Source organism: Mesorhizobium sp. M9A.F.Ca.ET.002.03.1.2 (genome assembly GCF_003952365.1).
Classification (GTDB): domain Bacteria; phylum Pseudomonadota; class Alphaproteobacteria; order Rhizobiales; family Rhizobiaceae; genus Mesorhizobium.
In genome coordinates, this window is the sequence record NZ_CP034443.1 from 5,127,442 (window position 1) to 5,152,516 (window position 25,075).

The window sequence follows — 25,075 nt, forward strand, 5'->3', positions numbered from 1 at the left end:
CGCATCGAACCATATGCGATTGAACCAGAATCCCACAAAAAAGGCGCGGTCTGTGACCGCGCCGGTTCTTGCCCCTAAGGACGGGAGATTTGGCTAGCGCGACACGAAGCAGTTGCCGCCGGCAGCCTTGTAGTTGGTGCACAGGTTGATCGCATCGTTGCGCGACTTCGCCGGGACGCGAACGCGGTAGAACGTTCCCTTGCCGGCGATCTCGGCCTTGACGATGTTGGCGGTGAGGCCGGAAAGCACACTGCCATAGCGGCGCTGCAGATCCCGATAGGTCGACTGAGCGCTTTCGACGGTCGGCTGCGAGGCGATCTGCATCGACCACGAGCCACCGCCGTTCGAGGCCGCCGCCGGACTGATGGACGCAACCTGGTCGGGCTTGACCTCGCCGACGACATCGACCGGCTGGTCCGACGGGCGCTGCGGAGCCACCGGAACCGTGGCCGGCGTGTTGACGGGCTGGGCGGTTTGGGCCTCGGGCGCGACTGCCGGCTTGACGGCTTCGATCATCTGGTCGCCGGCCACTGGGTCGCCACTTGCCTGATCGGCAATAGGCGGCACCGTGCCGGTCTGCTCCGCGTCGCCGGCCTGGGCCGCCGGGGCCACATGCTGCGGCGCCGGATCGACAGGCTCGACGGCGGCCACCTGCGGTGCCGCAGGTGCCGGATCCTCGCGCGCAACCAGGGAACCGTCGGGCTTGACGACCATGGTTCTCACTTTGCGCGGCGCAACGGCGACGACATCGGGCGTTATGTCCTTGTCGGCCTCCTGCAGAACCTGGGCGATACGGTCTTCGGACTTGGGTGCCGGCGCGGCGGCGGCATCGGCATTTCCGGCCGCTTGCGTGCCGCCGATCGCATCGGCGCCTTCAGCCGCGTCGATGTCGTCGGGCGAAAGATCGACCACACGGCTCTGCGGCGGCTCCTTGGCCGTCACGTCCACCGGCTCTTCAGTGTTGGTGACCAGCTTCTCCTGGACCGGTTCGGCAGGCCTCGCGCCACCCTTGGCCACGGCATCATAGACCTTGTTGTCCTGGTTCGGCACGACGGTACCGCCCGGATTTTCCGGCTTGACCTTGATCGGTGCATTGTCCGCCTTGACTATGACCGGCGCATCGCTGCCGCCGCTGCCGCCGAAAGACAATGCGAAGGCGCCTATACCACCGGCGATCGCCACGGCGCCAACGACTGCGGCAACCAGCAGGCCACGGCTCCGGGGCCTCGCGGCCTCCTGCTCGGCCAGGCCGGGAACCGACATAGCCTCATCCAGTTCGGGGTCGTAGTCGAGTTCGTCCAAGCCAAAGTCGTCGGCCTGCGAAGACGGTCGGCCGCCGGGCAAGTCGCCCAGATCAAAGCCGCTGGCGGCGTCGGCATAGGACGCACTGAAGGGCGCTTCTGCGGGCCTCGCCGCATAGGTTCGCGTTTCGACGCGGTCGGGCTCATAGCCTGACTTGAACTCGGCGCCTGAACGGAACCCGGATGCATCGTCATATGCCGCGCTGCGCGCCGGAGCTGCAGCGACGTCCACGGTATTCATTTCCGTGAGAAGGCTGGCGAATTCGGTGTCAAGATCGTCATAGGCAGGCGCCGCCGGTTCGTCTTCGTCGAAGTCGAGTTCCGGAATATCGAGATCGTCCGCCAACGCCACGACGCGCTCGGGCACATCGACCGTCTCGAGATCGGGCATCTCGTCATACGCCGAAGGCGGTTCGCTTTGCGCTGGCGCGGATGCCGCGTTGGCGGCATCGTCCTCGACCGGCTCTTCCTGATAGGCCGGCTCTTCCTGATAGGCCGGCTCGTCCTGATAGGCCGGCTCTTCCTGATAGGACGGTGCCGCAGCCATGGGCGGCGTGGCTTCCGTGGTCTTCGCCGAAGCCACTTCTGTGGTCTTCGCCGAAGCCGTCGGTTGGGCCGCAAAGGCAGGCTGCTGCGACTGTGCGACCGGCGTTACGCGGCTCCACGAACGGGCCGGCGCCGGCGGGGCGGGCCGTGCCGCCAGCCAGTTGAGCGATTCATCCGAATCCTCCTGGGAAGCGGATGTCGCACCCCTATCGCCGTCGCCATGATCCAGACCGATGTCCTTGGCGAAGGCGGCATGCAATTCATCGTCGTCGAAATCAACATCGGCCGACTCGGCGGCATCTTCAGCATCGAAATCCTGGCCCTCGAGCTCATCGAGGAGAACGGCGTCGAGATCGGCGTCGGCGGACTGAACCGCGTCGTCATCCGACGGCGCCGAAGGGGCTTGCTCGTCAAGGCTCCAATCCAGGTCGTCGACAATATCCCTTGGTTTGTCGGCGGCTCTTTCAGCCTCGGCCACAGGCTGCTGAATCATGGCGGATTCGGGCACGGCCACGGGAGCAGCCCGTGTGCTCATGGTGCCTAACAGCGCGTTTAATTCGTCTTCGAGGCTCCGCTCGTCAGCGACGTGGGCTGGCGCCGTCGGCGGGGCCGCAAAGCCGGAGGCCTGCGCGACCGGCTCTTCGGCTTCCTCGGCAAGCACGTCGTCGAAGCGCAAATCGAAATCGTCATCGAACGCATCTTCCGAGGGTGCGGCGGAAGGCTCGTCCTTGGCGGCGATAGTCTCCGGTTCGTCAATTTCGGGCTCGTCGATCTCGACTGGCTCATCCGTTCGAACGTCGAAATCCATATCGACATCGGCCATGGCGTCGTCGAATTGGCTGGCAAAGTCCTCGTCCGACTCATCCGAAACAGCCCGAACAGGCGCAGCAGGAGCATCGACGGCGGCGTGCTCCGTCGGCACATGGTCATCGAACATCAGCTCGTCTTCGAGCGAGCTTGCGACCGCGTTGTCGAATTCATCGTCCAAGGCGGGCTCGGCGGCCGGCGCGGAGGCTTCAGCAGCTTCGGCGGCGCTCTCCATCGGCACGTGTTCGTCCAGCATCAGCTCGTCTTCGAGCGAGCTTGCGACCGCGTTGTCGAATTCATCGTCCAAGACGGGTTCGGCGCGCGACGCGAAAACGTTGGCGGCGCTCTCCACCGGCACATGCTCGTCCAGCATCAACTCGTCTTCGAGCGAGCCTGCGACGGCATTGTCGAAGTCATCGTCCAAGACGGGCTCGGCGCGCGACGCGGAAACGTCGGCGGCGGCAGTATTCTGTTCAGCCTCGTCGGCCGCGTCGTCATACAGCAGGAAATCCTGTTCGAGCGATGCGGCAAGCTCGTCGTCTACCGGCAAATCATCTTCGAATGGCGAGACGTCTTCGAGCGAACTGGCGAGCGCATCGTCGAAACCGTCATCGAAAGCAGATTCAAGGGCCGGCGCGGATGCTTCGGCAGCCCCAGAATGCGCCTGACCGGCAGCAACGGCATGGGCGGCTTCGTCGGCCGCGTCGTCATACAGCGGGAAATCCTGTTCGAGCGACGCGGCAAGCTCGTCGTCCACTGCGTCAGGGGCAGCCGCGTTGAAAGCCGGCTCGCGAACCTCGGCGGCGCCGTCATTGTCGTCGGCGCCGAATTCGCCCATCAACTCCTTCTCGAGGTCGATGTCGAAATCGCCCTCGTCCATCGGCTGACTGGCGGGAGCCGCCTTCGGCTGGGCCTGCGGCTTGACCGGCTGGCGCGGGTCAAACCCCATGATCCTGGTCAGTTCCGCGAACGGATCATCGTCGGCGATATCGTTTTGGGCGGCTGCTCTCAGCTGGGTTCTGTCTGCCATTATTGTTCCCGAACTCGCACTCATTCGGACGCCATGGACGTCGCGTAGGGTTGGCCCTTACCAGCGCAATGTGGGCAAAAGGTGACAGGTTTTTTAGACAAACCTAACGCATTTCGGTGGGCGCATCCGCTCCGATCAGCGTCAGGCCGGACGTCAAAACGTCCGAAACAGCCTGCACCAGCCCTAGTCTGGCATGCGTCAATTGTCGGTCGTTAACCTTAACAAAACGTAAGTCGGGATTCTCGGTGCCGCGGTTCCAATGTCCGTGGAAGCTGGAGGCGAGATCATAGAGGTAGAATGCCAGCCGGTGCGGCTCGAGCGCAAGTGCCGCGGATTCGATCAGCCGCGGATATTCCGCGAGCTTCCGGATCAGGCCGATCTCGCCTTCGTCGGTCAGCGAAGCGGTGGCTGCCGCCAGCCGATTGCGGTCGAAATTGGCCTCGCCCAACTGCTCGCTGGCTTGGCGGAACACCGAATGGCAGCGCGCCGAAGCGTACTGGACGTAGAACACCGGATTGTCCTTCGACTGCTCAGTCACCTTGGCGAAGTCGAAATCGAGCGGCGCATCGTTCTTGCGGTAGAGCATCATGAAACGGATCGGATCGCGGCCGACCTCCTCCACCACTTCGCGCAGGGTCACGAAATCGCCCGACCGCTTCGACATGCGCACCGGCTCGCCGTCGCGAAAAAGCTTCACCAACTGGCAAAGCAGTACGGTGAGCTTCACCTCGTCGCCGGCGATCGCCCGGGCGAGCGCTTCCAGGCGCTTCACATAGCCGCCATGATCGGCGCCAAGCACATAGATCAGCTCGACGAAGCCGCGGCCGACCTTGTCCTTCAAATAGGCGACGTCCGCGGCGAAATAGGTGAAGGTGCCGTCCGACTTGACCAGCGCCCGGTCCATGTCGTCGCCGACCGCCGTCGAGCGGAACAGCGTCTGCTCGCGATCCTCCCAGTCGTCCGGCTTCTCGCCCTTGGGCGGCGGCAGCTTGCCCTTGTAGATATGCCCCTTGAGCGTCAGGTCGGCGATGGCCGAGCGGATTTTTCGGGCGTTGTCGGCATGCAGCGTGCGCTCCGAGAAAAAGACGTCGTGATGAACGTTGAGCAGCGCCAGATCCGCGCGGATCATCGCCATCATCGCGTCGATCGACCGGTCCTTGACGATGGCAAGCGCTTCCTCGTCGGGCATCTGCAGCAAGGAGCGGCCGAATTCGCCGGCCAACGCCTGGCCAACCGGGATCAGATAATCGCCCGGATAAAGCCCGGCCGGTATTTCGCCGATGTCGTCGCCGAGCGCCTCGCGGTAGCGCAGCATGACCGATCGGCCGAGCACGTCGATCTGCGTGCCGGCATCGTTGATGACATATTCCTTGGTCACGTCGTAGCCGGCGAAGGCCATCAGATTGGCGAGCGCGTCACCTACCACGGCGCCACGGCAATGACCGACATGCATCGGCCCGGTTGGGTTGGCCGAGACATATTCGACATTGGCCTTCCTGCCGCCGCCGACCGTCGAGCGGCCATAATTGCGGCCCTCGCCGAGCAGCGCGGTCAGATGCGCCTGCCAGAATGCGTCCTTGAGCCTGAGATTGACGAAGCCCGGACCGGCAATGTCGGCGGCGGCGATGTCGCTGTCGGCGCGCAGCGCCTGCGCCAGCCTTTCGGCCAGTGCGCGTGGATTCTGGCCTGTCGGCTTGGCCAGCACCATCGCCGCATTGGTCGCCAGGTCGCCATGACTGGCGTCGCGCGGCGGCTCGACGGCGATGCGCGACAGGTCCAGCGAACCGCCGTCCTTGTCTTTCAAATCAAGCGCTTCGACAGCTCTGATGATTCGCGCGGTGAAATCGGCGAAGATGTTCATTTGGTGTGGCTCTGGCGGTATTGCAGGGATCCGGCTCATTGGCCGGCAAAATCGAGCCCGCCCTAGCTTAATTCAGGCGTATGGTCAAACAAACGGCGGTGTTCCTTCAAAGCGTAGGTATCCGTCATGCCCGCCAGGAAATCGGCAACGCTGCGCGCCTTGATGCGATCGTCCGCCCGGTCGAGCCCCTCGCGCCAGCCATCGGGCATGGCGCGCGGATCGGCGAAATAGGCATCGAACAGGTTCTTGACGATCTGCTCGGCATCGTTGCGCACGCGCATGACTTCGCTGTGCCGGTAGAGGTGCGTGTAGAGAAAAGCCTTCAACTCCTTTTCGAACGCGGCCATTTCGACGGAAAAGGTGACCATCGTCTCGCCCGCAGCCCTCACCGCGTCGGCGCTCTCCGGCTGGATGCGGTCCAGATTGGCGGTTGTCGATATGATAACATCTTCGACCATCATCGTGATCTGCCTGCGCATCAGTTCGTGGCCGGTGCGCACGTCGTCGAGCGCCGGATAGCGCTGACGCACGCCTTCGAGGATCGAACCCGGCAGCGAGACCTTTTCCAGCATGTCCAGCGTCAGGAAGCCGGATCTCAGGCCGTCATCGATGTCATGGGTGTTGTAGGCGATGTCGTCGGCGATCGCCGCGCACTGCGCCTCGATGCCGGCGAAGCGGTCGAGTTCGAGGTCGTGCAACTCCGAATAATCGCGGATCGCTTGCGGCACCGGCCCCTTCAGGCCCTTTCCGGCGGCGTCGGTCAGCGGTCCGTTGTGCTTGACCAGCCCCTCCAATGTTTCCCAGGTGAGGTTCAGCCCGTCGAACTCGGCATAGCGGCTCTCCAGCCGCGTCACCACGCGCAGCGATTGCGCATTGTGGTCGAAGCCGCCCCAGGCGGCCATCTTCTCGTTCAGCGCGTCCTCGCCGGTGTGGCCGAAGGGCGTGTGACCGAAATCGTGCACCAGGGCGACGGCCTCGGCCAGATCCTCGTCGCCGCGCAGCGCCCGCGCCAGGGCGCGCGCAATCTGCGCCACCTCGATCGAATGCGTCAGCCGGGTGCGGTAATGGTCGCCCTCATGCGCGACGAACACCTGTGTCTTGTGCTTCAGCCGGCGAAAGGCCGTCGAATGGATGATGCGGTCGCGGTCGCGCTGGAACGGCGTTCGGGTCGGGCTCTCCACCTCGTCGAACAGCCGCCCGCGCGACTGTGCCGGATCGCAGGCATAGGCCGCGCGCGGCCGATAGCCGAATCCGATGTCGCCCAACTCGTTGGTCATCGCCGATACCGCAGTTGACTTGCCTCCTTGCGCTTCATACCTATCATGTGAAACCGAAAGCAAGGTGACGCCCATGGGCGCTGATGCCAAGACCGCCATGAAAGTCGAGATGACCGACGCCGCCGCCAGGCGGATCGCGAAGATTGTATCGGGCGAAGCCGGCAAGACGGCGTTGCGCGTTTCGGTCGAGGGCGGCGGCTGTTCCGGCTTTTCCTACAAGTTCGACCTGGTCGACACCCGCAACGACGACGACGTCGCCATCGAGAAGGACGGCGCCACCGTTCTGATCGACGACCTTTCGCTGGTCTATATGGGCGGTTCGGTGATCGATTTCGTCGACGATTTGATGGGCCAGTCGTTCCAGATCAAGAACCCGAATGCGGTCGCCTCCTGCGGCTGCGGCACCAGCTTCAGCATATAGAAATGCCTGGCGTCGGCGCGGTCCGTCAGGTCGCGCTTTCGGCCGGGCGCGATCTGGACGCAACGCTGGCGTTCTGGCGCGACGTGCTCGGCATGAGCCTGCACGTGCGCTTCGATCCGCCCGGCATCGCCTTCATCATGGCGGGCAACGTGCGCCTGTTGTTCACCGATGGCCTGCCGGCCGGCACCGTCTATCTCGACATATCAGGCCTTGACCATTTCCACGCCTCGGCGAAAGCCGCCGGTGTCCCCTTCACCGCGCCGCCAATGCTTGTCCATCGCGACACAGAAGGCCTGTTCGGGCCGGCGGGGGAAAGCGAATGGATGGCCTTCCTAAAGGACCCGGCAGGCAATACGATCGGGCTCGTCGAACGCCATCCGCCGGAACAGCCCGAAACATCAGTGAGGCCGTCATGAAAATCGTCACCTGGAACATCAACGGCGTTCGGGCCCGCATCGGCAATTTGACCCATTGGCTGACGGAAAGCGCGCCTGATATCGCCTGCCTGCAGGAGATCAAGACCGTCGACGAGCAGTTTCCGCGCGCCGAGATCGAGGCGCTCGGCTACAATGTCGAAACCCATGGCCAGAAGGGCTTCAACGGCGTCGCCATCCTGTCGAAGCTGCGCTTCGACGAAGTCAATCGCGGCCTGCCGGGCGACGACGCCGACGAGCAGGCGCGTTTCATCGAGGGCGTATTCTCGACCGACAAGGGCGCGTTGCGCGTCGTCTCGCTCTACCTGCCGAACGGCAACCCGATCGACGACGAGAAGAAGTTTCCCTTTAAGCTGTCCTGGATGGCGCGGTTGGAGCGCTGGGCGCAGGAGCGGCTTCTGCTCGAAGAGGCGCTGGTGCTGGCCGGCGACTACAATGTCATCCCCGAAGCGATCGACGCCAGATTCCCGGAGAACTGGCTGGGCGACGCGCTGTTCCAGCCGCAGACGCGGCAGGCGTTCCGCCGGCTGAAGCATCTCGGCTTCACCGAAGCCGTACGCGCGGTCACCGACGCGGGCGACACCTACACTTTCTGGGATTATCAGGCCGGCGCCTGGCAAAAGAACAACGGCATCCGCATCGATCACCTGCTGCTCTCGCCGGAGGCCGCCAACCGCTTTTCCGCAGCCTCGATCGAAAAGCATGTGCGCGCTTGGGAAAAACCCTCCGACCACGTACCGGTGGCTATCGAACTGGCGCTGCTGCCTGCTTGATCGACGGTTGTCCGGCAGCACATTGATAATGTTGACCTCTTATCGCCACAAATCGCGCGTTTGATGAGAAATCATCATGGTGGCTGGGGTTCCCATGACTATTCGATTTGCTCTCTGTCCGATCGGCTGCGCGCTTGCCATGGCTGCGGCAACGCCGGCTCTTGGCGACCCGCACTGCCTGGCCAACGGAAAATCGTTCCCGATCGGTCAGGTCGCCTGCCTGAGGCTTTCCGGCAAAAGCCACCTCGCCCGCTGCGACATGGTGCTCAACAACACGTCGTGGGCGAAGGTAGACGACGAGTGCCAGGGAACCAAGCCGGCGCCACGCACCACGCCAATCTCGACACCGGCGCCAAGCCCGGTTCCGGACGGGCCGACCGAGAATTGATCTCTGAGCAGCCGACGCAACGCTTCGAAACGGAATTCGCCACTCAAAGAGTTCGGATAGTCTTGTCCCCAGCGAGCAGCACCTACTGGTCGCCGCCGCCACCTTTGGTGAGGATGTCACCGGCCAGCGAAATCGCGGTGCGGCGGTCGGCCTCGCCGGCCGCGGCAAACGCCTCTTCCTGCATGCCGCGTATCCACGGCCGGTCGGCGGGTGAGGCCCGCTCAAGTGCCGCGGTCATCATCGCCAGCCCCCGAACGATCTTGCCGCTCTGGAAGAGCAGGTTGCCGAGCGTCGCTTGCGCACCGGCATGGCCCTTTTCCGCGGCGAGCTGGAACCAGCGCCCGGCCTGCTTGATGCTGGCCTTGACGCCGCCCTTGCCACTCAGGAACATCTGGCCCATCTCGAACTGGGCGTTCGGATTGCGGTAGTTGGCGGCGGCGCGCATGTAATATTCCTGGGCCGCCACTTCGTCCTCTGTGATGGGGCTGCCGGGGATGCCCTTCCTCAGATAGTCGCCGAGCGCCACGAGCGCGTCCGATACATAGCTCTCTTCCGGCGAACCGGGCTCGACGTCCTGGTCGACGATCTCGCTGAAGAACTTGAACGCCGCGTAATCGTCGCGCTCCACGCCGTCACCCTCGGCATACATGCGCGCAAGCTTCCAGGTGGCGCCGATCTGGCCGTTTTCGGCCGCGTATTTATAGGCCTCCGCGGCCTGCTCCTTGCGGCCGTTCTTGTAGGCGGAGAAACCGAACTGGAACACCGCCCACGGGCTGGACTGCGGCTTCACGCCGGTCTTATCGTCGAACACCTTGTCGTCGAAGGCCATGGCCTGGCCTACGGCGCCCAAGGTCGCGCCAAAAGTGGCGATCGCGACCAGTGCCGAAAAGACAGACGACCTCAGCAACTCAGATATCCGCATAACAGTGTGTTTCTTTCGCACCGCCGGGATGGGTGACCGCGCCGTCGCGCGCAGACCCTACCGTTTGCGCATATTTCCAGATCGCGCCCGACTGATAGTCGGTTGCGCGCGCCTTCCATGCCTTTGCCCGCGCCGCCAGTTCGGTGTCGGACAGATCAACCTCGATCGTGCCGTTCACCGCGTCGATCGAGATCACATCGCCATTCTTCACCAACCCGATCGGACCGCCGACGGCGGCTTCCGGCCCGACATGGCCGATGCAGAAACCGCGTGTCGCGCCCGAAAAACGTCCGTCGGTGATGAGAGCCACCTTGCCGCCCATGCCCTGGCCATAGAGAGCCGCCGTCGTCGAAAGCATTTCCCGCATGCCCGGACCGCCGCGCGGCCCCTCATAGCGGATGACGAGGACCTCGCCCTCCCTGTAGCTGCGATCCGTAACCGCCTCGAAACATTCCTCTTCCGAATCGAAGCAGCGTGCCGGACCCGAGAATTTCAGCTCCGACATGCCCGCGACCTTCACGATCGCGCCTTCGGGGGCAAGGTTTCCCTTCAAACCCACGACGCCACCCGTTTGGGTGATTGGTCGGTTGGCGGGACGGACCACATCCTGGCTATCATTCCAGGCTACGTGCTCCATATTTTCGGCTAAAGTGCGGCCGGTCACCGTCAGGCAGTCGCCATGCAGATAGCCATGGTCGAGCAACGTCTTCATCAAAAGCGGAATGCCACCGGCCTCGAACATGTCCTTGGCGACATATTTGCCGCCCGGCTTCAGGTCGGCGATATAGGGCGTCTTCTCGAAGATCCTGGCCACGTCGAAGAGGTCGAACTTTATTCCGGCTTCATGCGCGATCGCCGGCAAATGCAGCGCCGCGTTGGTCGAACCGCCGGTGGCCGAAACCACGGTCGCGGCATTCTCCAGCGCCTTTAGCGTGACGATGTCGCGCGGGCGGATATTCTTTGCGATCAGCTCCATGATCTTTTCGCCCGAGGCGAAATTGAAGCGGTCGCGCATCTCGTAAGGCGCCGGCGCCCCGCAGGAATAGGGCAGCGCCAGGCCGATGGCCTCGGCGACCGTGGCCATGGTGTTGGCGGTGAACTGGGCGCCGCAAGAGCCGGCCGACGGACAGGCGGCTTGTTCGATTTCAAGAAGTTCGGCGTCATCGATCGTGCCGACCGAGTGCTGGCCGACGGCCTCGAACACGTCCTGCACGGTGATCTGCCGGCCTTTGTAGGAACCGGGCAGGATCGAGCCGCCATAGATGAAGATAGACGGCACGTTGAGCCGCACCATGGCCATCATCATGCCGGGCAGCGACTTGTCGCAACCGGCAAGGCCGACCAGTGCATCGTAGCAATGGCCGCGCATGGTGAGTTCGACCGAATCGGCAATGACCTCGCGCGACACCAGCGACGATTTCATGCCCTGATGGCCCATGGCGATGCCGTCGGTGACGGTGATGGTGCAGAATTCGCGCGGCGTGCCGTTAGCCGCGGCGACGCCCTTCTTGACCACCTGCGCCTGGCGCATGAGCGAGATGTTGCAGGGCGCCGCCTCGTTCCAGCAGCTCGCGACACCGACCAGCGGCTGCGCGATCTCGGCCGCCGACAATCCCATCGCATAGAGATAGGAGCGGTGCGGCGCGCGCGCCGGGCCGACGGTCACATAGCGGCTGGGCAGTTTGGCCTTGGAGATGACTCTGGCGTCCATACTCTTCCTCGCCGCGGGCGATGCGGCCTGCCCCATTGCCGGGCCTTTTGGCACGTGTTCTGAGACAAATTCGAGGTGCGCCGGGTTTATGGCGGGAAATAGGCAATGTCCCCTGCTGCCCTCGCGGCGCGAGCGTTGCTCGCAAACTGTTGCCAAAACGTCACGATCGCAGGAGGCAAGGGGCGGTGTATTTGCAACGCCAGACGGATGCCGGGAAAGCCGCTCAAACAAAAAGGCCGCGCATTGCCCGGCCTTTTTGTTATTGAAAACCTATACTTAGAACTTGATCTTGACCGAAGCCGAGCCAGCAAGGAGCAGATCGTCGCCGTATGTGTAGGTAATGGCATTTGCCGTGTCGCCAGCACCGGTGAAGGTCGACGATCCGCTGGTCAGCACGCCGATCGAGCCACCAAGTCTGACCTCGATCTTTTCGTTCGGCGAATAGGAGATGCCGCTGGCCACGGACCAGGTGTCCGACTGATAGCCGGAAGTCGTCGAGGTTCCACGATCCCAGGTCAGCGAAACCGCGCCCGACAATTGGTCGGTGAACTTGTGAGCTATACCGCCCGAAATCGTCCAGCCGTCGCGATAGAGTAGGTCGAAAGAAGTGGCAGAGTCTGGTGAACCAGGTATGCCACCGGTTACCGGACTACGGACTCCTTTGATTGGAATGATACCAAGATTGCTCCACTGCTGCCAACGAACCGAGCCGAAGGCCAACCAGCCAGGAGCTATACCGCTCTGCAGCTTGAATTCCACGGCCTGGGGAATCTCGGCGGATGCGGAGACAGGGAAGACTCCTGTAGAGCCTGGAACCAGATCCGCCGGAGGGGCGCCCCTGAAACCGGTCGTGTCGACGGTTCCCGACAGTCCGTCATATTTGTAGCTCGAATAGTACATCAAGCTTGCGCGCAAGGCGATCTCGGGAATTTCATAGGCGGCGCCCGCGCGCCAACCCCATGCCTCATCGGAAAGCTTGAATTTGCCGAGGCCGGTATTGCCGAAGGCCAGCAGCGTCTGGCGGGACAGAAACGCTTCGACCTCCTGGTAGGAGACGCCGCCGATGAACCGGATGGCGCCCTTGCCGACATTTATCTTGTAGGAACAGGTAAGGCCGAAATCATTTGTTTTGACATAGTATTTGACCGCCGTTGGCGAATAGGCGTTGTTCATGCCGAAGTCTGCCTCCGCACCATACGGTTCCGTATAGGTCGCAAGACAATCCACTGGTTCAAAGATGTTGGCCTTGAAACCGATGCGGGGTACCGCATAGTCGCCCTCAACATCCACTTTCGACGTCGACATTCCCGAGCCATCCAAGCGCTGCACATTCTTCAGTGTGCGCTGTGGCGAAACATAGGTGACGCCGGCATCGAACGAATATGGCGCGGCATCGAACAACTGGTCGATGTTGACACCGCCCCGGTCGAAGCCGCCCGCGTTCGCAACGCCGAAAATGGATAGCGAAAAGCACCCTGCCCCCAGCAGCGCTTTCAGACGCAAATTACTCATGAATGTCCCTCCCGAATACGAATGGACCAAGCTAGAACCAATTCAGGTTAACGTCGCAACAACGAATTCTCGATGCGTACACGTACGCCTTCGCCGATCGTATTCTGGGCAAAGTGACAGCTTTCATGACAAGGCCAGAAAATGGCCCATTAGGATGCAAATCGACGAAAAAATCCGGAAAACCAGCATAGAACGACGCAAAAACGGCCCGTTTTGCGAGGATCAGGCCCATTGTTACATTATGGCAACAATGGGGCCAAAACATTCCGTTTACGTCAAGATTTACGCTGCGGAATGCCTATTTTCGTGGCAGGAAGCCCGTCCAAAACACGAATCCAGAGCATCGTAGAATCGGGTTTTGGGACAATCCGATGCTTGGACGAAAATAGCTCAACCGGCTTCGCGCACCCGCGTCAACGCCACTGAAAGTTTCTCCTGCGCCTCGCGGTACTCACCGAGTTTTTCGCGCTCGGCTTCCACGACGTCTTCCGGCGCGTTGGCGACGAATTTCTCGTTGGACAGCTTCTTGTGCAGCCGGGCGATCTCCTCGGTCACCTTGACCAGTTCCTTCTGCAGTCGCGCCGCCTCCGCGGTGAGGTCGATCAGGCTGCCAAGCGGCAAGCAGATGGTCGCCTCGTTGAGCACGATCTGGGCGGAGCCCTTGGGTGCTGCTTCGCCGAGTGAGATATCGCCGACCCGCGCCAGCCGCTTGATCGCTGAATCCTGGCGTTCGAGCCTGTCGCGCGTCGCTTCGTTGGCGCCGATCACCACCAGCGGGGCGATCGCCGCCGGCGGCACGTTCATCTCCGAGCGCACGGAGCGGATGCCGGAGACGAGATCGATCAGCCAGTTGATGTCGGCGGCCGCGGCCTCATCCTCGAAGTCGGGCGACGGCCATGCGGCATGGCAAAGCAGCGACGGCCGTTCCTTGCCCTCGCCGGCCGTCTGCGCCCACAGCTCTTCGGTCATGAACGGCATCATCGGGTGCAGCAGCTTGTAGATCTCGTCGAGCACGAAGGCGACGCAAGCCCGGCTTTCGGCCTTGGCGGTCTCGTCCGTGCCCATGAACACCGGCTTCAACAGTTCCAGGTACCAGTCGCAGAACAGGTTCCAGACAAAGCGGTAGGCCGCACCAGCCGCCTCGTTGAAGCGGTATGAGGTGATGCCATCGGTGATTTCACCCGCGGTGCGCGTCAGTTCGGTCAGGATCCAGCGGTTGACCGCCAGCTTGGCATCGTTCAGCCAGAAATCGTCGTTTCTCGCGACGTCGTTCATCTCGGCAAAACGCGTCGCGTTCCACAGCTTGGTGCCGAAATTGCGGTAGCCGGCGATGCGCGCCGGATCGAGCTTCACGTCGCGCCCTTGCGCCGCCATCACCGCCAGCGTGAAGCGCAGCGCGTCGGCGCCGTATTCGTCGATGAGATCGAGCGGGTCGATGACGTTGCCTTTCGACTTCGACATCTTCTGCCCGTTCTTGTCGCGCACCAGCGCGTGCATATAGACGGTGTGGAACGGCTCCTCCTCCATGAAGTGCAGGCCCATCATCATCATGCGGGCGACCCAGAAGAAGATCAGGTCGAAGCCGGTCACCAGCACGTCGGTCTGGTAGTAGGTCTTCAGCTCCGGCGTCTGGTCCGGCCAGCCAAGCGTCGAGAACGGCCATAGCGCCGACGAGAACCATGTGTCGAGCACATCCTCGTCGCGAGTCAGGATATCGCCCGGCTTGAAGTTCTCGAGCTTGTCCTCGACCCAGGCCTTCCACGGCCCCTCCAGCGCCAGATAATATTCGATCGCCGCTGCGAGCGCCTCTTCCTCGGTCTTCTCGACGAAGACACGCCCGTCCGGCCCATACCAGGCGGGGATCTGGTGTCCCCACCAGAGTTGGCGCGAGATGCACCAGGGTTCGATGTTCTCCATCCACTGGAAGTAAGTCTTCTCCCAGCTGCCGGGTATGATCTTGGTGCGGCCTTCGCGCACGGACGCGATCGCCGGCTTGGCGAGTTCGGCCGCGTTGACATACCACTGGTCGGTCAGGAGCGGCTCGATCGGCACGCCGCCGCGATCGCCATGCGGCACGGCATGGCGATGCGGCTCGACCTTTTCGAGGAAACCGCCCGCCTCCATCAGCTCGACGATCTTCTTGCGCGCGACGAAACGATCGAGGCCGTCGAGCGCATCCCAGACGGCCTGGCGTTCGGGCGTCACCTCCAGCCCGGCGAGGAAGTCGTCATTGTCCGTGAGGGCGACCGCCGCCTCCACGGTGAGGATGTTGATCGCCGGCAGCTTGTGGCGCTTGCCAACCTCGAAGTCGTTGAAATCATGCGCCGGCGTGATCTTGACCGCGCCTGAGCCCTTTTCCGGATCGGAATATTCGTCCGCCACCACCGGGATCTTGCGGCCGACGATCGGCAGGACGAGATTCTTGCCAACCAAATGCCGAAAACGCTCGTCGTCGGGATGCACCGCCACCGCCGTATCGCCCAGCATCGTCTCGGGGCGCGTCGTCGCCACGGTGATGAAAGTCTTCGGATTTTCCGGATCGAAGGCTTCGCCCTCGACCGGATAGCGGAAATGCCAGAGATTGCCGTTGACCTCCTGCTGCTCGACCTCGAGGTCGGAGATGGCCGTAAGCAGCTTCGGATCCCAGTTCACAAGGCGCTTGTCCTTGTAGATCAGCCCTTCCTTGTAGAGCGTGACGAACACTTCGAGCACCGCCTTGGACAGCCCCTCGTCCATGGTGAAGCGCTCACGGCTCCAGTCGGCCGAAGCGCCGAGCCGCTTCAACTGGTTGAGGATCGCGCCGCCGGATTCGGCCTTCCACTCCCAGACCTTCTCGATGAACTCACCGCGCGTCAGGTCGCGGCGATGGATCTGCTTCTCCATGAGCTGGCGCTCGACCACCATCTGCGTGGCGATGCCGGCATGGTCCATGCCGGGCTGCCACAGCACGTTCTTGCCACGCATGCGCTCGAAGCGCACCAGGATGTCCTGCAGCGTGTTGTTGAGCGCATGGCCCATATGCAGCGAGCCGGTGACGTTCGGCGGCGGGATGACGATGGTGAAGGCTTCCGCGCCCTCCTCGGCGCCGGCGCCGGCGCGAAACGCGTCGGCCTCCTCCCAGATTTTGGCGATCTTCGGCTCGACGATTTTGGCGTCGTAGGTTTTTTCGAGCATGAAAAGAGGTCCGAGCTGTCGGGATGTGTTGGGTTCGGTGTAAATCGGAAGGCAGTTGGCAAGTCAACCGCAAGGGAGCGGCAGATGGCAACGGCTCATAGATAGCGCCTGGGCGGCTTCAGGCAACTCACCGGATACGATGCCGACGCAGCCGCCCCTTGACCACAGACCGTAAACCACCATAGCTTGCCGGTGCTGCTGTAGGGCGCATCGGCTTCGGCCGGAGGGGCATTGCCCGCCTACGACACCTTCAACCCCTCAATCAATGCGCCCAATCTTCGAACATGCCGAATCTCGAGACCTTCAGGAAACAGGCCCAGCTTTACCTGCGCTGGCATCGCGAGCGGTATTATCCCGTCGCGGATGCGATCGGTTCGATACTGCCGCGCTTCCGCCACCTGACCGACCGCCAAATCCTGGATCACGGCTTCAAGCTCGCCGATGCACAGGAACTGGTCTCCAGGAAAGCGGGCTTCGAAAACTGGCAGGCGCTGAAGAAAGGCCTTCAAACCATGACCGACCGCACGCCACCGGATGCAGAAAAACCCTTCCTCGCCTTTGCCGAGCCCCAGCTTTTCGTTTCCGACGTAGACGCAGCCTGCGCGTTCTATCGCCAAAAACTAGGCTTCCGGACGCGGTTCACCTATGGCGAACCGCCCTTCTACGCCCAGGTCATCCGCGATGGCGCACGCTTGAACCTGCGCCATGTCGACAAGCCTCTGTTCGACAAAAGCCCCAGGGCCAATGAGGATCTGCTGTCGGCGACGATCGTGCTCGACGCCATCAAGCCGCTGTTCCTGGAATATCAGGCGGCCGGGGTCAGCTTTCATCAGACATTGCGGACCGAGCCGTGGGGGGCCCGCACCTTCATCGTGGCAGATCCCGACGGAAACCTGATCGCCTTCGCTACATCGGCCCAGGGCCGCTGAGCCGCGGGGCCAACAAAAACGCCGCCAGCGCGGCGGCGTTCCCATCCGTTGACCGACGGAAATTGTTACTACGCGCCGCGCGCCACGCGTTCGATTTCCTCGCGCACCAGCCGCTCGACCAGCGTCGGCAGATTGTTGTCCAGCCAGTCCTGCAGCATGGGCCTGAGCATCTCCTCGGCCATCTCGTCGAAGGTTTTCTTACTGCGGCTGGCGAACGCATCGGAAAGCTCGCCGAAGGCGGCGGCAACCTGCCGGCCCGTATGCTCAGAAAGGATCGCCGGACGAGCCGGCGGTGCCTCGCTTGCCGCCGGGCCGGCCGGCGCGTTTGGCGGCGGGGCCGGCTCGAAAGCGGGTTCGGCCGCTTCCTCGAAAACCTCGGCCTTCGGTTCAGCGTCCGGTGTCTGCCACACCTCGGCCCTGTCGGGCTTGGTCACGGTCATCGCCTCGCCGACTGCGGCGATGTCACGCCGCCAATCGGCGACGATGCTATCGGTCGTCTCCGCTGCCCTTGCCGTCGCAGGCGCATCCGGCTTGACTGCCGACTTGGCAGCGGCCTTGTCACCCGCAAGCGTCACCGGCGCTTCGGCCGGAGTCGGATTGGAGCGCACCAGCGGCTCCATGCGCGCAATCACAGGCTCGACGGCCGATGGTTGCGCCTCCGCCTGCGTAGCCGGCTTTCCGGTGTCTGGCGCGGCTCGCAGTTCGACGCGAAAAGCATCGACCTTCGGTGCCGGCACGACCGCCGGCGCCGGCTCCAGATCCTGGCGCAGGTCTTCCGCTTCGTCCGGAAGCTTGCGGCCGGTATCGCTGTCCTCGATGATCCTCCTGATGGAAGCCAGTATCTCTTCCATGGAAGGTTCGCGCTGCACGCTGCTTGCCGTAGCCATCGTCACATCCGCCGCCCTTGTGACTCGTTGCAGATTTCCTGTCCGGCAAAAACCGGATTCGAATCATGGCGACAGCGTAACCGACGGATCGCCCTACGAGAATCCCCAATCTGAGAGCAGATTGGATTTCAACAGATTAGGGTATTTTGATATTCAGCCGGCCTGGCTTGAATCCATACACTGAAACGCCGCGCGTCCTTTAGGACACGCGGCGTTTCAGCACTTCTAATCTGGGCGGAACTTGAAACTGCTGATGCGATCAGCGGCCATCCGGCGTACGCAGGCCGATCCACTTGTCCTTGACCGCATTGTAATGCTCTTCGGGTCTGTATTTCGTCACCTGAAGGGCGAGACGATCGACCGAAAGATGGCCGATCGCCGAGAGGATGGCATAGCTCGCCACCACCAAATCACGTTCCGAACTGGCCTGGTTGATCTTGGCGGTGATGAGGGTGGCCTGGGCGTTGAGAACGTCGAGCGTGGTGCGCTGGCCGACATTGCGCTCCTCGATGACGCCGCTCAACGCAAGCTGCGCGGCGGCGATCACCTGCCTGTTGGCCACTACGGTTTGCTGGGCGGCAGTGTACTGCGTCCACGCCGAGGTCACGGCTTGCCGCACGGTATCGCGGCTGACGTCGACCTCGATCCGCGCCTGACTGAGCGATTCCTTGTTCTGGCGCACCGTCGCCGAGGTTCGCCCCCCGGAGTAGATCGGCACGGTCAACGTGGCGCCGATGCTGGCCGAATTGGTTGTGCCCTCCTGCCCCGAATTGATGACACCCGGCACGGTGTTGCGGTAGGCGCTCGAAACGCCGGCGGAAGCCGAGAGCTGCGGCAGCAGCGCGCCTTCGGCCGATTTCACCGAAAACGCCGCCGCGTCGACCAGATGCTGAGTGGCAAGGATGGCGGGGTGCTCGCTGGATGCGATCGCGACCGCCGCATCGAGGTTCCGCGGCAACAGCTTCGACAGCGGCGAAGCGCCCCTGAGCTTGCCCGGCTCGTCGCCGACGATCTGGCGATAGGTCGCAGCGCTCGCCAGCGCCTGCGCGCGGGCCGCAGCCAATTGCGCTACGGCGGAGGAGCGCTCGGCATCGGCCTGCGCCACGTCGGTGCGGGTGCCTTCACCGACCTCGAAGCGCGAACGCGCCGCGCGCGCCTGCTCGGTCAGGAATTGCAGGTTCTGCTCCGTCAATACCGCCACTTGCCGATCGCGAATCACGTCCATGTAGGCGCTTGCCGCGTTGAACAATATGTTCTCTTCGGTGTTGCGCAGGCTCTCGACCGAGGCGCGGACCCGCGATTCGGCGGCGGCGACATTGTTCCTGGTCTGGAAGCCGTCGAACAGGGTCTGGTCGATCTGGACGCCAAAATTACCCGTGGTCAAGGCGGTGCTTCGATTCGAGCGATTGTTATGGCTGCTGGAGTAATCGATGCTCGCGGAACCAGTGATGGTCGGGCGCCAGCCAGACTTGGCGATGGCGACGCCCTCGTCGGTGACACGGACGCCGGCGCGGGCCGAGTTGAGCGAGGAATTGTTCTGGTAGGCCTTAGAAAGTGCGCCAAGGATAGTTTCCGCCGAGGCGGTCACTGGAGAAAGCGCGGTCGCCGAAACAAGGACGGCGGCAAAAAGACTCTTGCGTAAAGACGGCACGTAATTCCCTCATTCGTTTTGCATGGGAACCACACCGTGCCGGCTTCTCCCATTCGAGCGGCCGGCGCGGTGTGTTTCAGGTTCCCTGCTGTCAGCCCCCAAGAGTACCCCAGTCATGCGGATCAGCAACGATTGTTCAAACCCAAGCGAACATGACAACGCCTCGGCTGCAAGCCAAAATCACTCAGAACTCGAACGCACGAATACGTTCAAATCCGGGTAGTGGCTTAATTGCCGCATTAAATGCGCCTCTTCCGGTTACAACCCCCCCTGTTTTAATAAATAATCGGGCGACACCCGAATTCCCCTGCCCCTCGACGGCGACGAGGCGCCCGCCTTCCGCAAGCTGGTCGAGCAGCGAGCCCGGCACTTTCTCCACACTGCCGCCGATGAAAATGACGTCGTAGGGTGCCCGCGCGGCATGGCCTTCCGGCAACGGTCCCTCGACCACGCTGACATTGTCGCAGCCCAGCGCCGAAAGCGTCGACATGGCGGTTTCGGCCAACACCGGGTCGCTTTCCAGCGCGACGACGGACTTTGCCAGCCGCGACAGAATCGCCGCCGCATAGCCTGTGCCGCAGCCGACATCGAGCGCCGAATCACCAGGACCGATCTCGGCCAGTTGCATCAGCTTGGCCAGCGGCGAAGGCTCCATGAGGTAGCGTGGGCCGTCCGCTCCATCGGCAATGCGGATGTCCTCGTCGATATAGGCAAGATCGCGCTGGCCGGGGGCGACAAAGGCCTCGCGCGGCACGACAAGCATCGCCTCGAGCAGCGGCGCGCTGGTCACGTCGGTGGTGCGGATCTGGCCATCGACCATTTTCACCCGACGTTCGGCAAAATCAGCGCTCATGTTCCAACCAATCCGCCCAAAACCAATCTGTTTGCCGCGCCAGGACCGCGACTCGTTTCGACCGGAAACTCGAGCCCCCGGCGCCGGTGCGCGGGAGCTTGAGCATTTGGAGGCCTCGCCCGGAATCGAACCGGGGTGCAAGGATTTGCAGTCCTCTGCGTAACCACTCCGCCACGAGGCCTCATTGCTCCCGGCGTTCCACCCGGTTCCAATAGGTTGCGGCGAAAATGCCGTCAAGCGGCCATGGTGCATTCCGGACGGTTTCCTCAGGGTCCACGTTGCCACACGTCGAATCGTCGATACGTATGCTGCAATTAATATATTAGTTAATTGTTAAGTAGAATATGGCGACGGGAAGCGCTGGGCATGGACCTTACCTGGGGAAGCGGGAGGGCCGCCATTCCCAAGGAGATTTGCGAGCGCCTGGAAAAGCACCCCGGCGTTGGCCCAGATTGAGTCAAGCCGGAAAACCGTCCCTTCCCATAGGCTTGTCACTTGCCACGTACAAACCCCGTCAGTTCGGCCGCCGCCGTCGTTCCCACCACACGACGAGCCGGCGCCGATGGCGGCGCACCAAGGCAAACTCGTAGGAAAGCACCAGCAACCCAACTGGTATCATCCAGAAACCCAGGATTGGCAGGAAGCCAAGAATGCCGCCGAAGATCAGCACCGCGCCGATCGCAATCCTGAGGCCGCGCGAGCGCGGCATGGTGAACTGACGGCCGAAGACCGATATTTTCCGTGCCGGTGGATGGTTGTGGCTTGCTGCGCTCATGTCTGGTTGGCGGTCCCTTCGGGCAAAGTAAAAAACACCACCTGACGAAAGCCGCAACCGCGTTTTCGGTTCCGCGCTCCCCGCCAGACGGCTAATATGAGGGCGCCAGCACGCGATTGCGAGAAAGCGCCCGGCGAAAAAGCGTCGAAAAAAAATACGAAATGCTTCTTTGCAAAGCCGAAACGGGTTTGCTATAGGCTGCGCCACTCACATGAGAGCCTCTGTTCCCCGGTAGCTCAGTGGTAGAGCAACCGGCTGTTAACCGGTTGGTCGCTGGTTCGAATCCGGCCCGGGGAGCCAACAATTTCAAAGACTTAACTGATTTTGAAGGTTCGGCAAATTTGCCGATACTGGCGCCAGGGCAACATCTGGGGCAACAACTGCGACTCTTCGGGAGGGGAAAATGATCGATTGGAACCAGGTACGAAAGTTCCGCCATGTCACGGAATCCTCGCCACCTGAGTGGCCAGCAGGCGTCAAAGCCATAAGCCTTGAAGGTGTCACCTTGCTCGGCATCCATCAGAGCACCGGCGAACTATATTGGGACGGGCAAGCGGTGGTCACTGAGAAACGTCTCGCCAATTATGAGCGCCGACTGGCGTTAGCGGTTACAATCGCCACAGGTGTCATGGCTGTCATCGAGGCGGGACGCGCGGCGGGCTGGATCACGCACTGAAAAGAGGTAGCCGCCTCGTGAAAGTGATGCTGGACACAAACGTCTTCAACCATCTGGTTGAAGGGTCGATCGATCCGGCCTCGATTCCTAGCGACTGGGAGCCGGTAATCACGCATCTTCAGAACGACGAGATCGAAAGAACTGCAGATCCTTCAAAGCGCAAAGCTCTGCAAGCCATGGTCATCGCCGTCGTGACGGTTAAGGTGCGACCGAATCGGCAGCGTGGGGCACATCTCGATGGGGAGAGGCTAAGTGGGCAGGTCCAGCTTCGCAGTACAATACCTTGAAGACGCAACTGGATGCCGAGAAGAAGCGCCCCAGCAACACGAATGACGCTCTGATCGCCGATACCTGCCTCCAGAACGGCTTTCTCCTGATCACAAATGACCAAGCGCTGACAAAGGTAGCCACGGTCAACGGCTGCGCTGTACGCGACCTTCGCACCAAACCGTAGACCGGCCCCCTTGCTGCTTTCTTGCATTTCTGCTCCTTCCCGCGACTATCGGTAGGTCCACGTGGATATGGATAATTAGCGTTGAGGAAGCGCGAGCGCGCCCATGACAACCCGACCCGCCAACAGAAGATGGCCACAGGATATCGGTTTTTTCTTTTCGATAGCCTGCTTTTCGGCCGGCGTGGTGTTTACCTTTGTCCTCCGGAATCATGACGAGCCTTCTGAATCAAGCGTTGTTTGCACGATATTCCTGCTCATCATGGTCTTTTTTACCCGTTACGGTCGGGCCAAATTCGAGGACCATTTCAGGGGTTTCAAAAGAGGCCGGCTGGACGGAGGAGATGATCATCCAGGTTGGGCGCGCTCAAGCAGCGATCGCTGGAGTTATTTCACTGGTCTGCTTGATGACCATAGTCAAAAATTACCTCGTTCATTAAGGCTTCTTCGGCCCGGCCTCTCGGAACTCGAATGCTGCCGACCCGTGGCAATGGGTTTTCCCTGCCTGGTGAAGAGCCCGCCACCGTGAGGCAGCAGGCGCTGGGTAGCCGCGTACTGGGCGCGGTTAAGAATTCTTATCGCCGTTTGGATTTGGTGCCGGTGCCTCTCGCACGTCTCGCGGTGGCGGATCGATATGTTTAGGCTCTGGCGATGCTTCCTTGTCGGGACGACGCTCGGGGGGCTTCGGCTTTGGCTTTGGCAGCGGATCTTTGATTTTGCCTTGCATGGTTCGGTTTCCTCCAATCCTGAAACCGTATCGCCAGCTCTTCCGTTCCGGTGCACGGTTAAAAAGCCCGCCACCGTGGCAGCGGGCTATACTGGGTTGGGAAATTCATCCCGGAGAATGGCCGCGGTCCAGGCGCAAGGCTCAGGAAGGCTCAGGCTCAGGAGGCGGCGCATTCGGATCGGCGCAATCAACGTCTGCCAATTGTTCACACGGAGAGGGCTGATCGCTAACGCCGCCATAACGTTCCACGAGCTTTGCGAATCCGTAGGCGAAGGCGAAAAGAAGCGCCAGGACAACCACTATTCGGACGGCCATGGGGGATTGTAACAGGAACCCGCATAGAATTGAGCATACCGCAAATTGCAGAACCCTCGATGCGATCATCCGTTTACTGCCCAGCCCCCCGCTGCCCCCTGCGAAGTCGTCAAGCGCGCCGTGTGCGGGGGCGAATGCTTGCGCGCGCCACGGTTGCGGCAGTCTTCTGTGGTCCGGGGAGGAAACAATGAACTACGTTCGTATTGCTCGCATGTCGGTTTGCTGCGTTGGCGCTTGGCGTCACCTTGTACGAGCGTGGCTTTGCCTCTTTAAAAGCCGGGCTAAGGCCTGACCCTAGCAAAGTGTGCTTCGCGGCCGCCCGTGCCAGCGGTTGGTGGACCAGGCCTCGCTGACAGCGACACCTAATGACTGATCAGGCGGAAAAATTGTTCATTGTCCCCGGCGCTGGTAGCGACTCTTCTGGCTGCGGAACGGGAAAAGGCGCGCCTAACAGAAGGAGAAGTCCTTCAGATTCAGAGATCATGCTCCGTCCATCGCGATGCCCGCGCATGCATATCGGGCAGTCATAAAAGTTCGGGGCTACGACGACATTGATCCTGAGAACGTGTGGGTCGAATGGCAGTTGGCGCGCAAATCGCTTGACGCAGAGAACTAGCCCAAACTGAAGCGACAACATTCCGATGAGCGATGAGTTGATCCGCCTTCCCGGTGCAATGGAGCAGTCAAGCGTGGCACGGTTCTTGCTTCCACAGATTCAGACATGCCGGGCGCAAAAAACACGCTGTTCCATATCGATACCGGCCTGTGAGGTTGGGACAAATGATGTCGCGTAAGCTTCTGTTCGGCCTTCTCGTAGCGTTCTTGGCCGCGGCCGTGGGAGTAGCCCTCTGGTCGTCCGAGACCTCATGGGGATTTCTGACTGCGACCCAATCCGATTCGGTCTTTTGTTCAAGCGGTCTATCAGCAGAGACCGCATCGGCGTCGACGTCGCGGACTCTGCCTTCATGTCCGACGGCCGTCACAAGGTCATAGGGAGCGCTTCGATGGCCGCGAGACTGTGGATAGCCCAGACAAAAATCGGAAATGAACCGCTTCCTGCAGCGGCGAGTTGCAGAGATTGTGTCATGGAGCGGTGGGCTTTGATCACTCGGTTGGCATCAGCCTTTCGCGAATTCGTTGCACCGCGCTACCGGCCAGAGCTCCACTATATGCGCGGCCCCGGGCCGGCCTGCGCGCGCCGCGTGAGAGCGCGCTGAAATGCCAGGCGCATTCTGCGGCCGCCCTTTGATCCGCGGGCCGGGCCTTCAGCCGAATGATGGCGCACCCATGCTTAGGCCAAGTGAGACCTAATGGCGAAGTGCAGACGAAGGATTGTCATTGCAGTGCCCCACCAGGAAAGCCGATGGAATCCGTGTTATCCGATCCTCGTTCAACGGCATGTGCGATTTGTTTCAGCATCGCATGAGCCGCGCCAGCCGACATGACGAGGCGGCACACAATCACGTGCTCGAACTTTCCACGCTCGTAGATCGCTCGCTGCCGGCTGTAAAATGTGCACCGGAAATTCCCGTCTCCCAAATTTTCCATGTCGGCCATCCCTGAAATGAAGACATCAGGAATGATGGCCGTTTCGACTAAGTCCATGATGGGATCGGTCATGATGCGTCTCCCCAACTGCCCCAATTGCCGGATT

Annotated in this window: 20 protein-coding genes and 2 tRNA genes; 9 read left to right on the forward strand and 13 right to left on the reverse strand. The window is 61.9% G+C overall.

The genetic code is table 11. The features are described 5' to 3' along the window. Positions 1 to 93 precede the first annotated feature (93 nt). The 3 genes from EJ066_RS24875 to EJ066_RS24885 form a co-directional block, all read right to left on the reverse strand. Positions 94 to 3,684, reverse strand: coding sequence for an SPOR domain-containing protein (locus EJ066_RS24875; RefSeq protein WP_126042607.1), 3,591 nt, complete (start codon positions 3,682 to 3,684; stop codon positions 94 to 96). 103 nt (positions 3,685 to 3,787) lie between these two features. After that, positions 3,788 to 5,545, reverse strand: coding sequence for an arginine--tRNA ligase (argS, locus tag EJ066_RS24880; RefSeq protein WP_126042608.1), 1,758 nt, complete (start codon positions 5,543 to 5,545; stop codon positions 3,788 to 3,790). Between the two features lie 62 nt (positions 5,546 to 5,607). Continuing rightward, positions 5,608 to 6,822, reverse strand: coding sequence for a deoxyguanosinetriphosphate triphosphohydrolase (locus EJ066_RS24885; RefSeq protein ID WP_126042609.1), 1,215 nt, complete (start codon positions 6,820 to 6,822; stop codon positions 5,608 to 5,610). Positions 6,823 to 6,895: 73 nt separating this feature from the next. On the opposite strand from EJ066_RS24885, the gene erpA reads away from it, so the two are divergent. The 4 genes from erpA to EJ066_RS24905 all read left to right on the forward strand — a co-directional run bounded on the left by erpA (position 6,896) and on the right by EJ066_RS24905 (position 8,838). Next, on the forward strand, positions 6,896 to 7,243 hold the full coding sequence (erpA, locus tag EJ066_RS24890) for an iron-sulfur cluster insertion protein ErpA (protein WP_126042610.1): 348 nt from the start codon (positions 6,896 to 6,898) through the stop codon (positions 7,241 to 7,243). 2 nt (positions 7,244 to 7,245) lie between these two features. Then, positions 7,246 to 7,659, forward strand: a complete 414-nt coding sequence (locus EJ066_RS24895; protein WP_126042611.1) for a VOC family protein — start codon at positions 7,246 to 7,248, stop codon at positions 7,657 to 7,659. Next, complete coding sequence (xth, locus tag EJ066_RS24900) at positions 7,656 to 8,450, forward strand: exodeoxyribonuclease III (RefSeq protein WP_126042612.1); 795 nt, start codon at positions 7,656 to 7,658, stop codon at positions 8,448 to 8,450. The genes EJ066_RS24895 and xth overlap by 4 nt, the downstream gene beginning before the upstream one ends. Positions 8,451 to 8,526: 76 nt before the next feature. Continuing rightward, a complete protein-coding gene (locus EJ066_RS24905) occupies positions 8,527 to 8,838 on the forward strand; it encodes a hypothetical protein (RefSeq protein ID WP_126042613.1) in 312 nt (103 codons plus the stop codon). 82 nt (positions 8,839 to 8,920) lie between these two features. Here the strand turns inward: EJ066_RS24905 and EJ066_RS24910 are convergent, their stop codons facing one another. The 4 genes from EJ066_RS24910 to EJ066_RS24925 form a co-directional block, all read right to left on the reverse strand. Further along, entirely contained in the window at positions 8,921 to 9,760 is an 840-nt protein-coding gene (locus tag EJ066_RS24910; RefSeq protein ID WP_126042614.1) for a tetratricopeptide repeat protein, read from the reverse strand. After that, a complete protein-coding gene (ilvD, locus tag EJ066_RS24915; protein ID WP_126042615.1) occupies positions 9,747 to 11,471 on the reverse strand; it encodes a dihydroxy-acid dehydratase in 1,725 nt (574 codons plus the stop codon). The genes EJ066_RS24910 and ilvD overlap by 14 nt, the downstream gene beginning before the upstream one ends. Positions 11,472 to 11,747: 276 nt before the next feature. Then, entirely contained in the window at positions 11,748 to 12,983 is a 1,236-nt protein-coding gene (locus tag EJ066_RS24920) for an OmpP1/FadL family transporter (protein ID WP_126042616.1), read from the reverse strand. A 390-nt stretch (positions 12,984 to 13,373) separates the two neighbouring features. Next, positions 13,374 to 16,157, reverse strand: coding sequence for a valine--tRNA ligase (locus EJ066_RS24925; protein ID WP_126042617.1), 2,784 nt, complete (start codon positions 16,155 to 16,157; stop codon positions 13,374 to 13,376). 284 nt (positions 16,158 to 16,441) lie between these two features. On the opposite strand from EJ066_RS24925, the gene EJ066_RS24930 reads away from it, so the two are divergent. Then, positions 16,442 to 17,086, forward strand: a complete 645-nt coding sequence (locus tag EJ066_RS24930) for a VOC family protein (RefSeq protein WP_126042618.1) — start codon at positions 16,442 to 16,444, stop codon at positions 17,084 to 17,086. Between the two features lie 68 nt (positions 17,087 to 17,154). Here EJ066_RS24930 and EJ066_RS24935 read toward each other — a convergent pair whose 3' ends face one another. The 5 genes from EJ066_RS24935 to EJ066_RS24955 all read right to left on the reverse strand — a co-directional run bounded on the left by EJ066_RS24935 (position 17,155) and on the right by EJ066_RS24955 (position 21,252). Beyond that, positions 17,155 to 17,973, reverse strand: coding sequence for a PopZ family protein (locus EJ066_RS24935; RefSeq protein WP_126042619.1), 819 nt, complete (start codon positions 17,971 to 17,973; stop codon positions 17,155 to 17,157). A gap of 259 nt (positions 17,974 to 18,232) precedes the next feature. After that, complete coding sequence (locus EJ066_RS24940; RefSeq protein ID WP_126042620.1) at positions 18,233 to 19,624, reverse strand: TolC family outer membrane protein; 1,392 nt, start codon at positions 19,622 to 19,624, stop codon at positions 18,233 to 18,235. 184 nt (positions 19,625 to 19,808) lie between these two features. After that, positions 19,809 to 20,477, reverse strand: coding sequence for a protein-L-isoaspartate O-methyltransferase (locus tag EJ066_RS24945; RefSeq protein WP_126042621.1), 669 nt, complete (start codon positions 20,475 to 20,477; stop codon positions 19,809 to 19,811). Between the two features lie 107 nt (positions 20,478 to 20,584). Next, a tRNA-Cys gene (locus EJ066_RS24950) sits at positions 20,585 to 20,658 on the reverse strand. Between the two features lie 333 nt (positions 20,659 to 20,991). Then, a complete protein-coding gene (locus tag EJ066_RS24955) occupies positions 20,992 to 21,252 on the reverse strand; it encodes a hypothetical protein (RefSeq protein ID WP_126042622.1) in 261 nt (86 codons plus the stop codon). Between the two features lie 225 nt (positions 21,253 to 21,477). Here EJ066_RS24955 and EJ066_RS24960 point away from each other — a divergent pair. The 4 genes from EJ066_RS24960 to EJ066_RS24975 all read left to right on the forward strand — a co-directional run bounded on the left by EJ066_RS24960 (position 21,478) and on the right by EJ066_RS24975 (position 22,382). After that, positions 21,478 to 21,552: transfer RNA gene (locus EJ066_RS24960), tRNA-Asn, on the forward strand. Between the two features lie 103 nt (positions 21,553 to 21,655). After that, a complete protein-coding gene (locus EJ066_RS24965; RefSeq protein WP_126042623.1) occupies positions 21,656 to 21,928 on the forward strand; it encodes a hypothetical protein in 273 nt (90 codons plus the stop codon). 17 nt (positions 21,929 to 21,945) lie between these two features. Then, a complete protein-coding gene (locus EJ066_RS24970) occupies positions 21,946 to 22,215 on the forward strand; it encodes a hypothetical protein (protein ID WP_126042624.1) in 270 nt (89 codons plus the stop codon). After that, positions 22,212 to 22,382 (forward strand): PIN domain-containing protein, encoded by a 171-nt coding sequence (locus tag EJ066_RS24975; protein ID WP_126042625.1) that lies wholly within the window; start codon positions 22,212 to 22,214, stop codon positions 22,380 to 22,382. The genes EJ066_RS24970 and EJ066_RS24975 overlap by 4 nt, the downstream gene beginning before the upstream one ends. Before the next feature lie 2,374 nt (positions 22,383 to 24,756). Here the strand turns inward: EJ066_RS24975 and EJ066_RS24990 are convergent. Beyond that, positions 24,757 to 25,041, reverse strand: coding sequence for a hypothetical protein (locus tag EJ066_RS24990; RefSeq protein WP_126042626.1), 285 nt, complete (start codon positions 25,039 to 25,041; stop codon positions 24,757 to 24,759). Positions 25,042 to 25,075 lie beyond the last annotated feature (34 nt).

Bases quoted from the DNA above. Each gene is read 5' to 3' on its own strand.
- EJ066_RS24875 (WP_126042607.1), bottom strand. From the start codon at position 3,684: ATGGCAGACAGAACCCAGCTGAGAGCAGCCGCCCAAAACGATATCGCC.
- argS (WP_126042608.1), bottom strand. From the start codon at position 5,545: ATGAACATCTTCGCCGATTTCACCGCGCGAATCATCAGAGCTGTCGAA.
- EJ066_RS24885 (WP_126042609.1), bottom strand. From the start codon at position 6,822: ATGACCAACGAGTTGGGCGACATCGGATTCGGCTATCGGCCGCGCGCG.
- erpA (WP_126042610.1), top strand. From the start codon at position 6,896: ATGGGCGCTGATGCCAAGACCGCCATGAAAGTCGAGATGACCGACGCC.
- EJ066_RS24895 (WP_126042611.1), top strand. From the start codon at position 7,246: ATGCCTGGCGTCGGCGCGGTCCGTCAGGTCGCGCTTTCGGCCGGGCGC.
- xth (WP_126042612.1), top strand. From the start codon at position 7,656: ATGAAAATCGTCACCTGGAACATCAACGGCGTTCGGGCCCGCATCGGC.
- EJ066_RS24905 (WP_126042613.1), top strand. From the start codon at position 8,527: ATGGTGGCTGGGGTTCCCATGACTATTCGATTTGCTCTCTGTCCGATC.
- EJ066_RS24910 (WP_126042614.1), bottom strand. From the start codon at position 9,760: ATGCGGATATCTGAGTTGCTGAGGTCGTCTGTCTTTTCGGCACTGGTC.
- ilvD (WP_126042615.1), bottom strand. From the start codon at position 11,471: ATGGACGCCAGAGTCATCTCCAAGGCCAAACTGCCCAGCCGCTATGTG.
- EJ066_RS24920 (WP_126042616.1), bottom strand. From the start codon at position 12,983: ATGAGTAATTTGCGTCTGAAAGCGCTGCTGGGGGCAGGGTGCTTTTCG.
- EJ066_RS24925 (WP_126042617.1), bottom strand. From the start codon at position 16,157: ATGCTCGAAAAAACCTACGACGCCAAAATCGTCGAGCCGAAGATCGCC.
- EJ066_RS24930 (WP_126042618.1), top strand. From the start codon at position 16,442: ATGCCGAATCTCGAGACCTTCAGGAAACAGGCCCAGCTTTACCTGCGC.
- EJ066_RS24935 (WP_126042619.1), bottom strand. From the start codon at position 17,973: ATGGCTACGGCAAGCAGCGTGCAGCGCGAACCTTCCATGGAAGAGATA.
- EJ066_RS24945 (WP_126042621.1), bottom strand. From the start codon at position 20,477: ATGAGCGCTGATTTTGCCGAACGTCGGGTGAAAATGGTCGATGGCCAG.
- EJ066_RS24955 (WP_126042622.1), bottom strand. From the start codon at position 21,252: ATGAGCGCAGCAAGCCACAACCATCCACCGGCACGGAAAATATCGGTC.
- EJ066_RS24965 (WP_126042623.1), top strand. From the start codon at position 21,656: ATGATCGATTGGAACCAGGTACGAAAGTTCCGCCATGTCACGGAATCC.
- EJ066_RS24990 (WP_126042626.1), bottom strand. From the start codon at position 25,041: ATGACCGATCCCATCATGGACTTAGTCGAAACGGCCATCATTCCTGAT.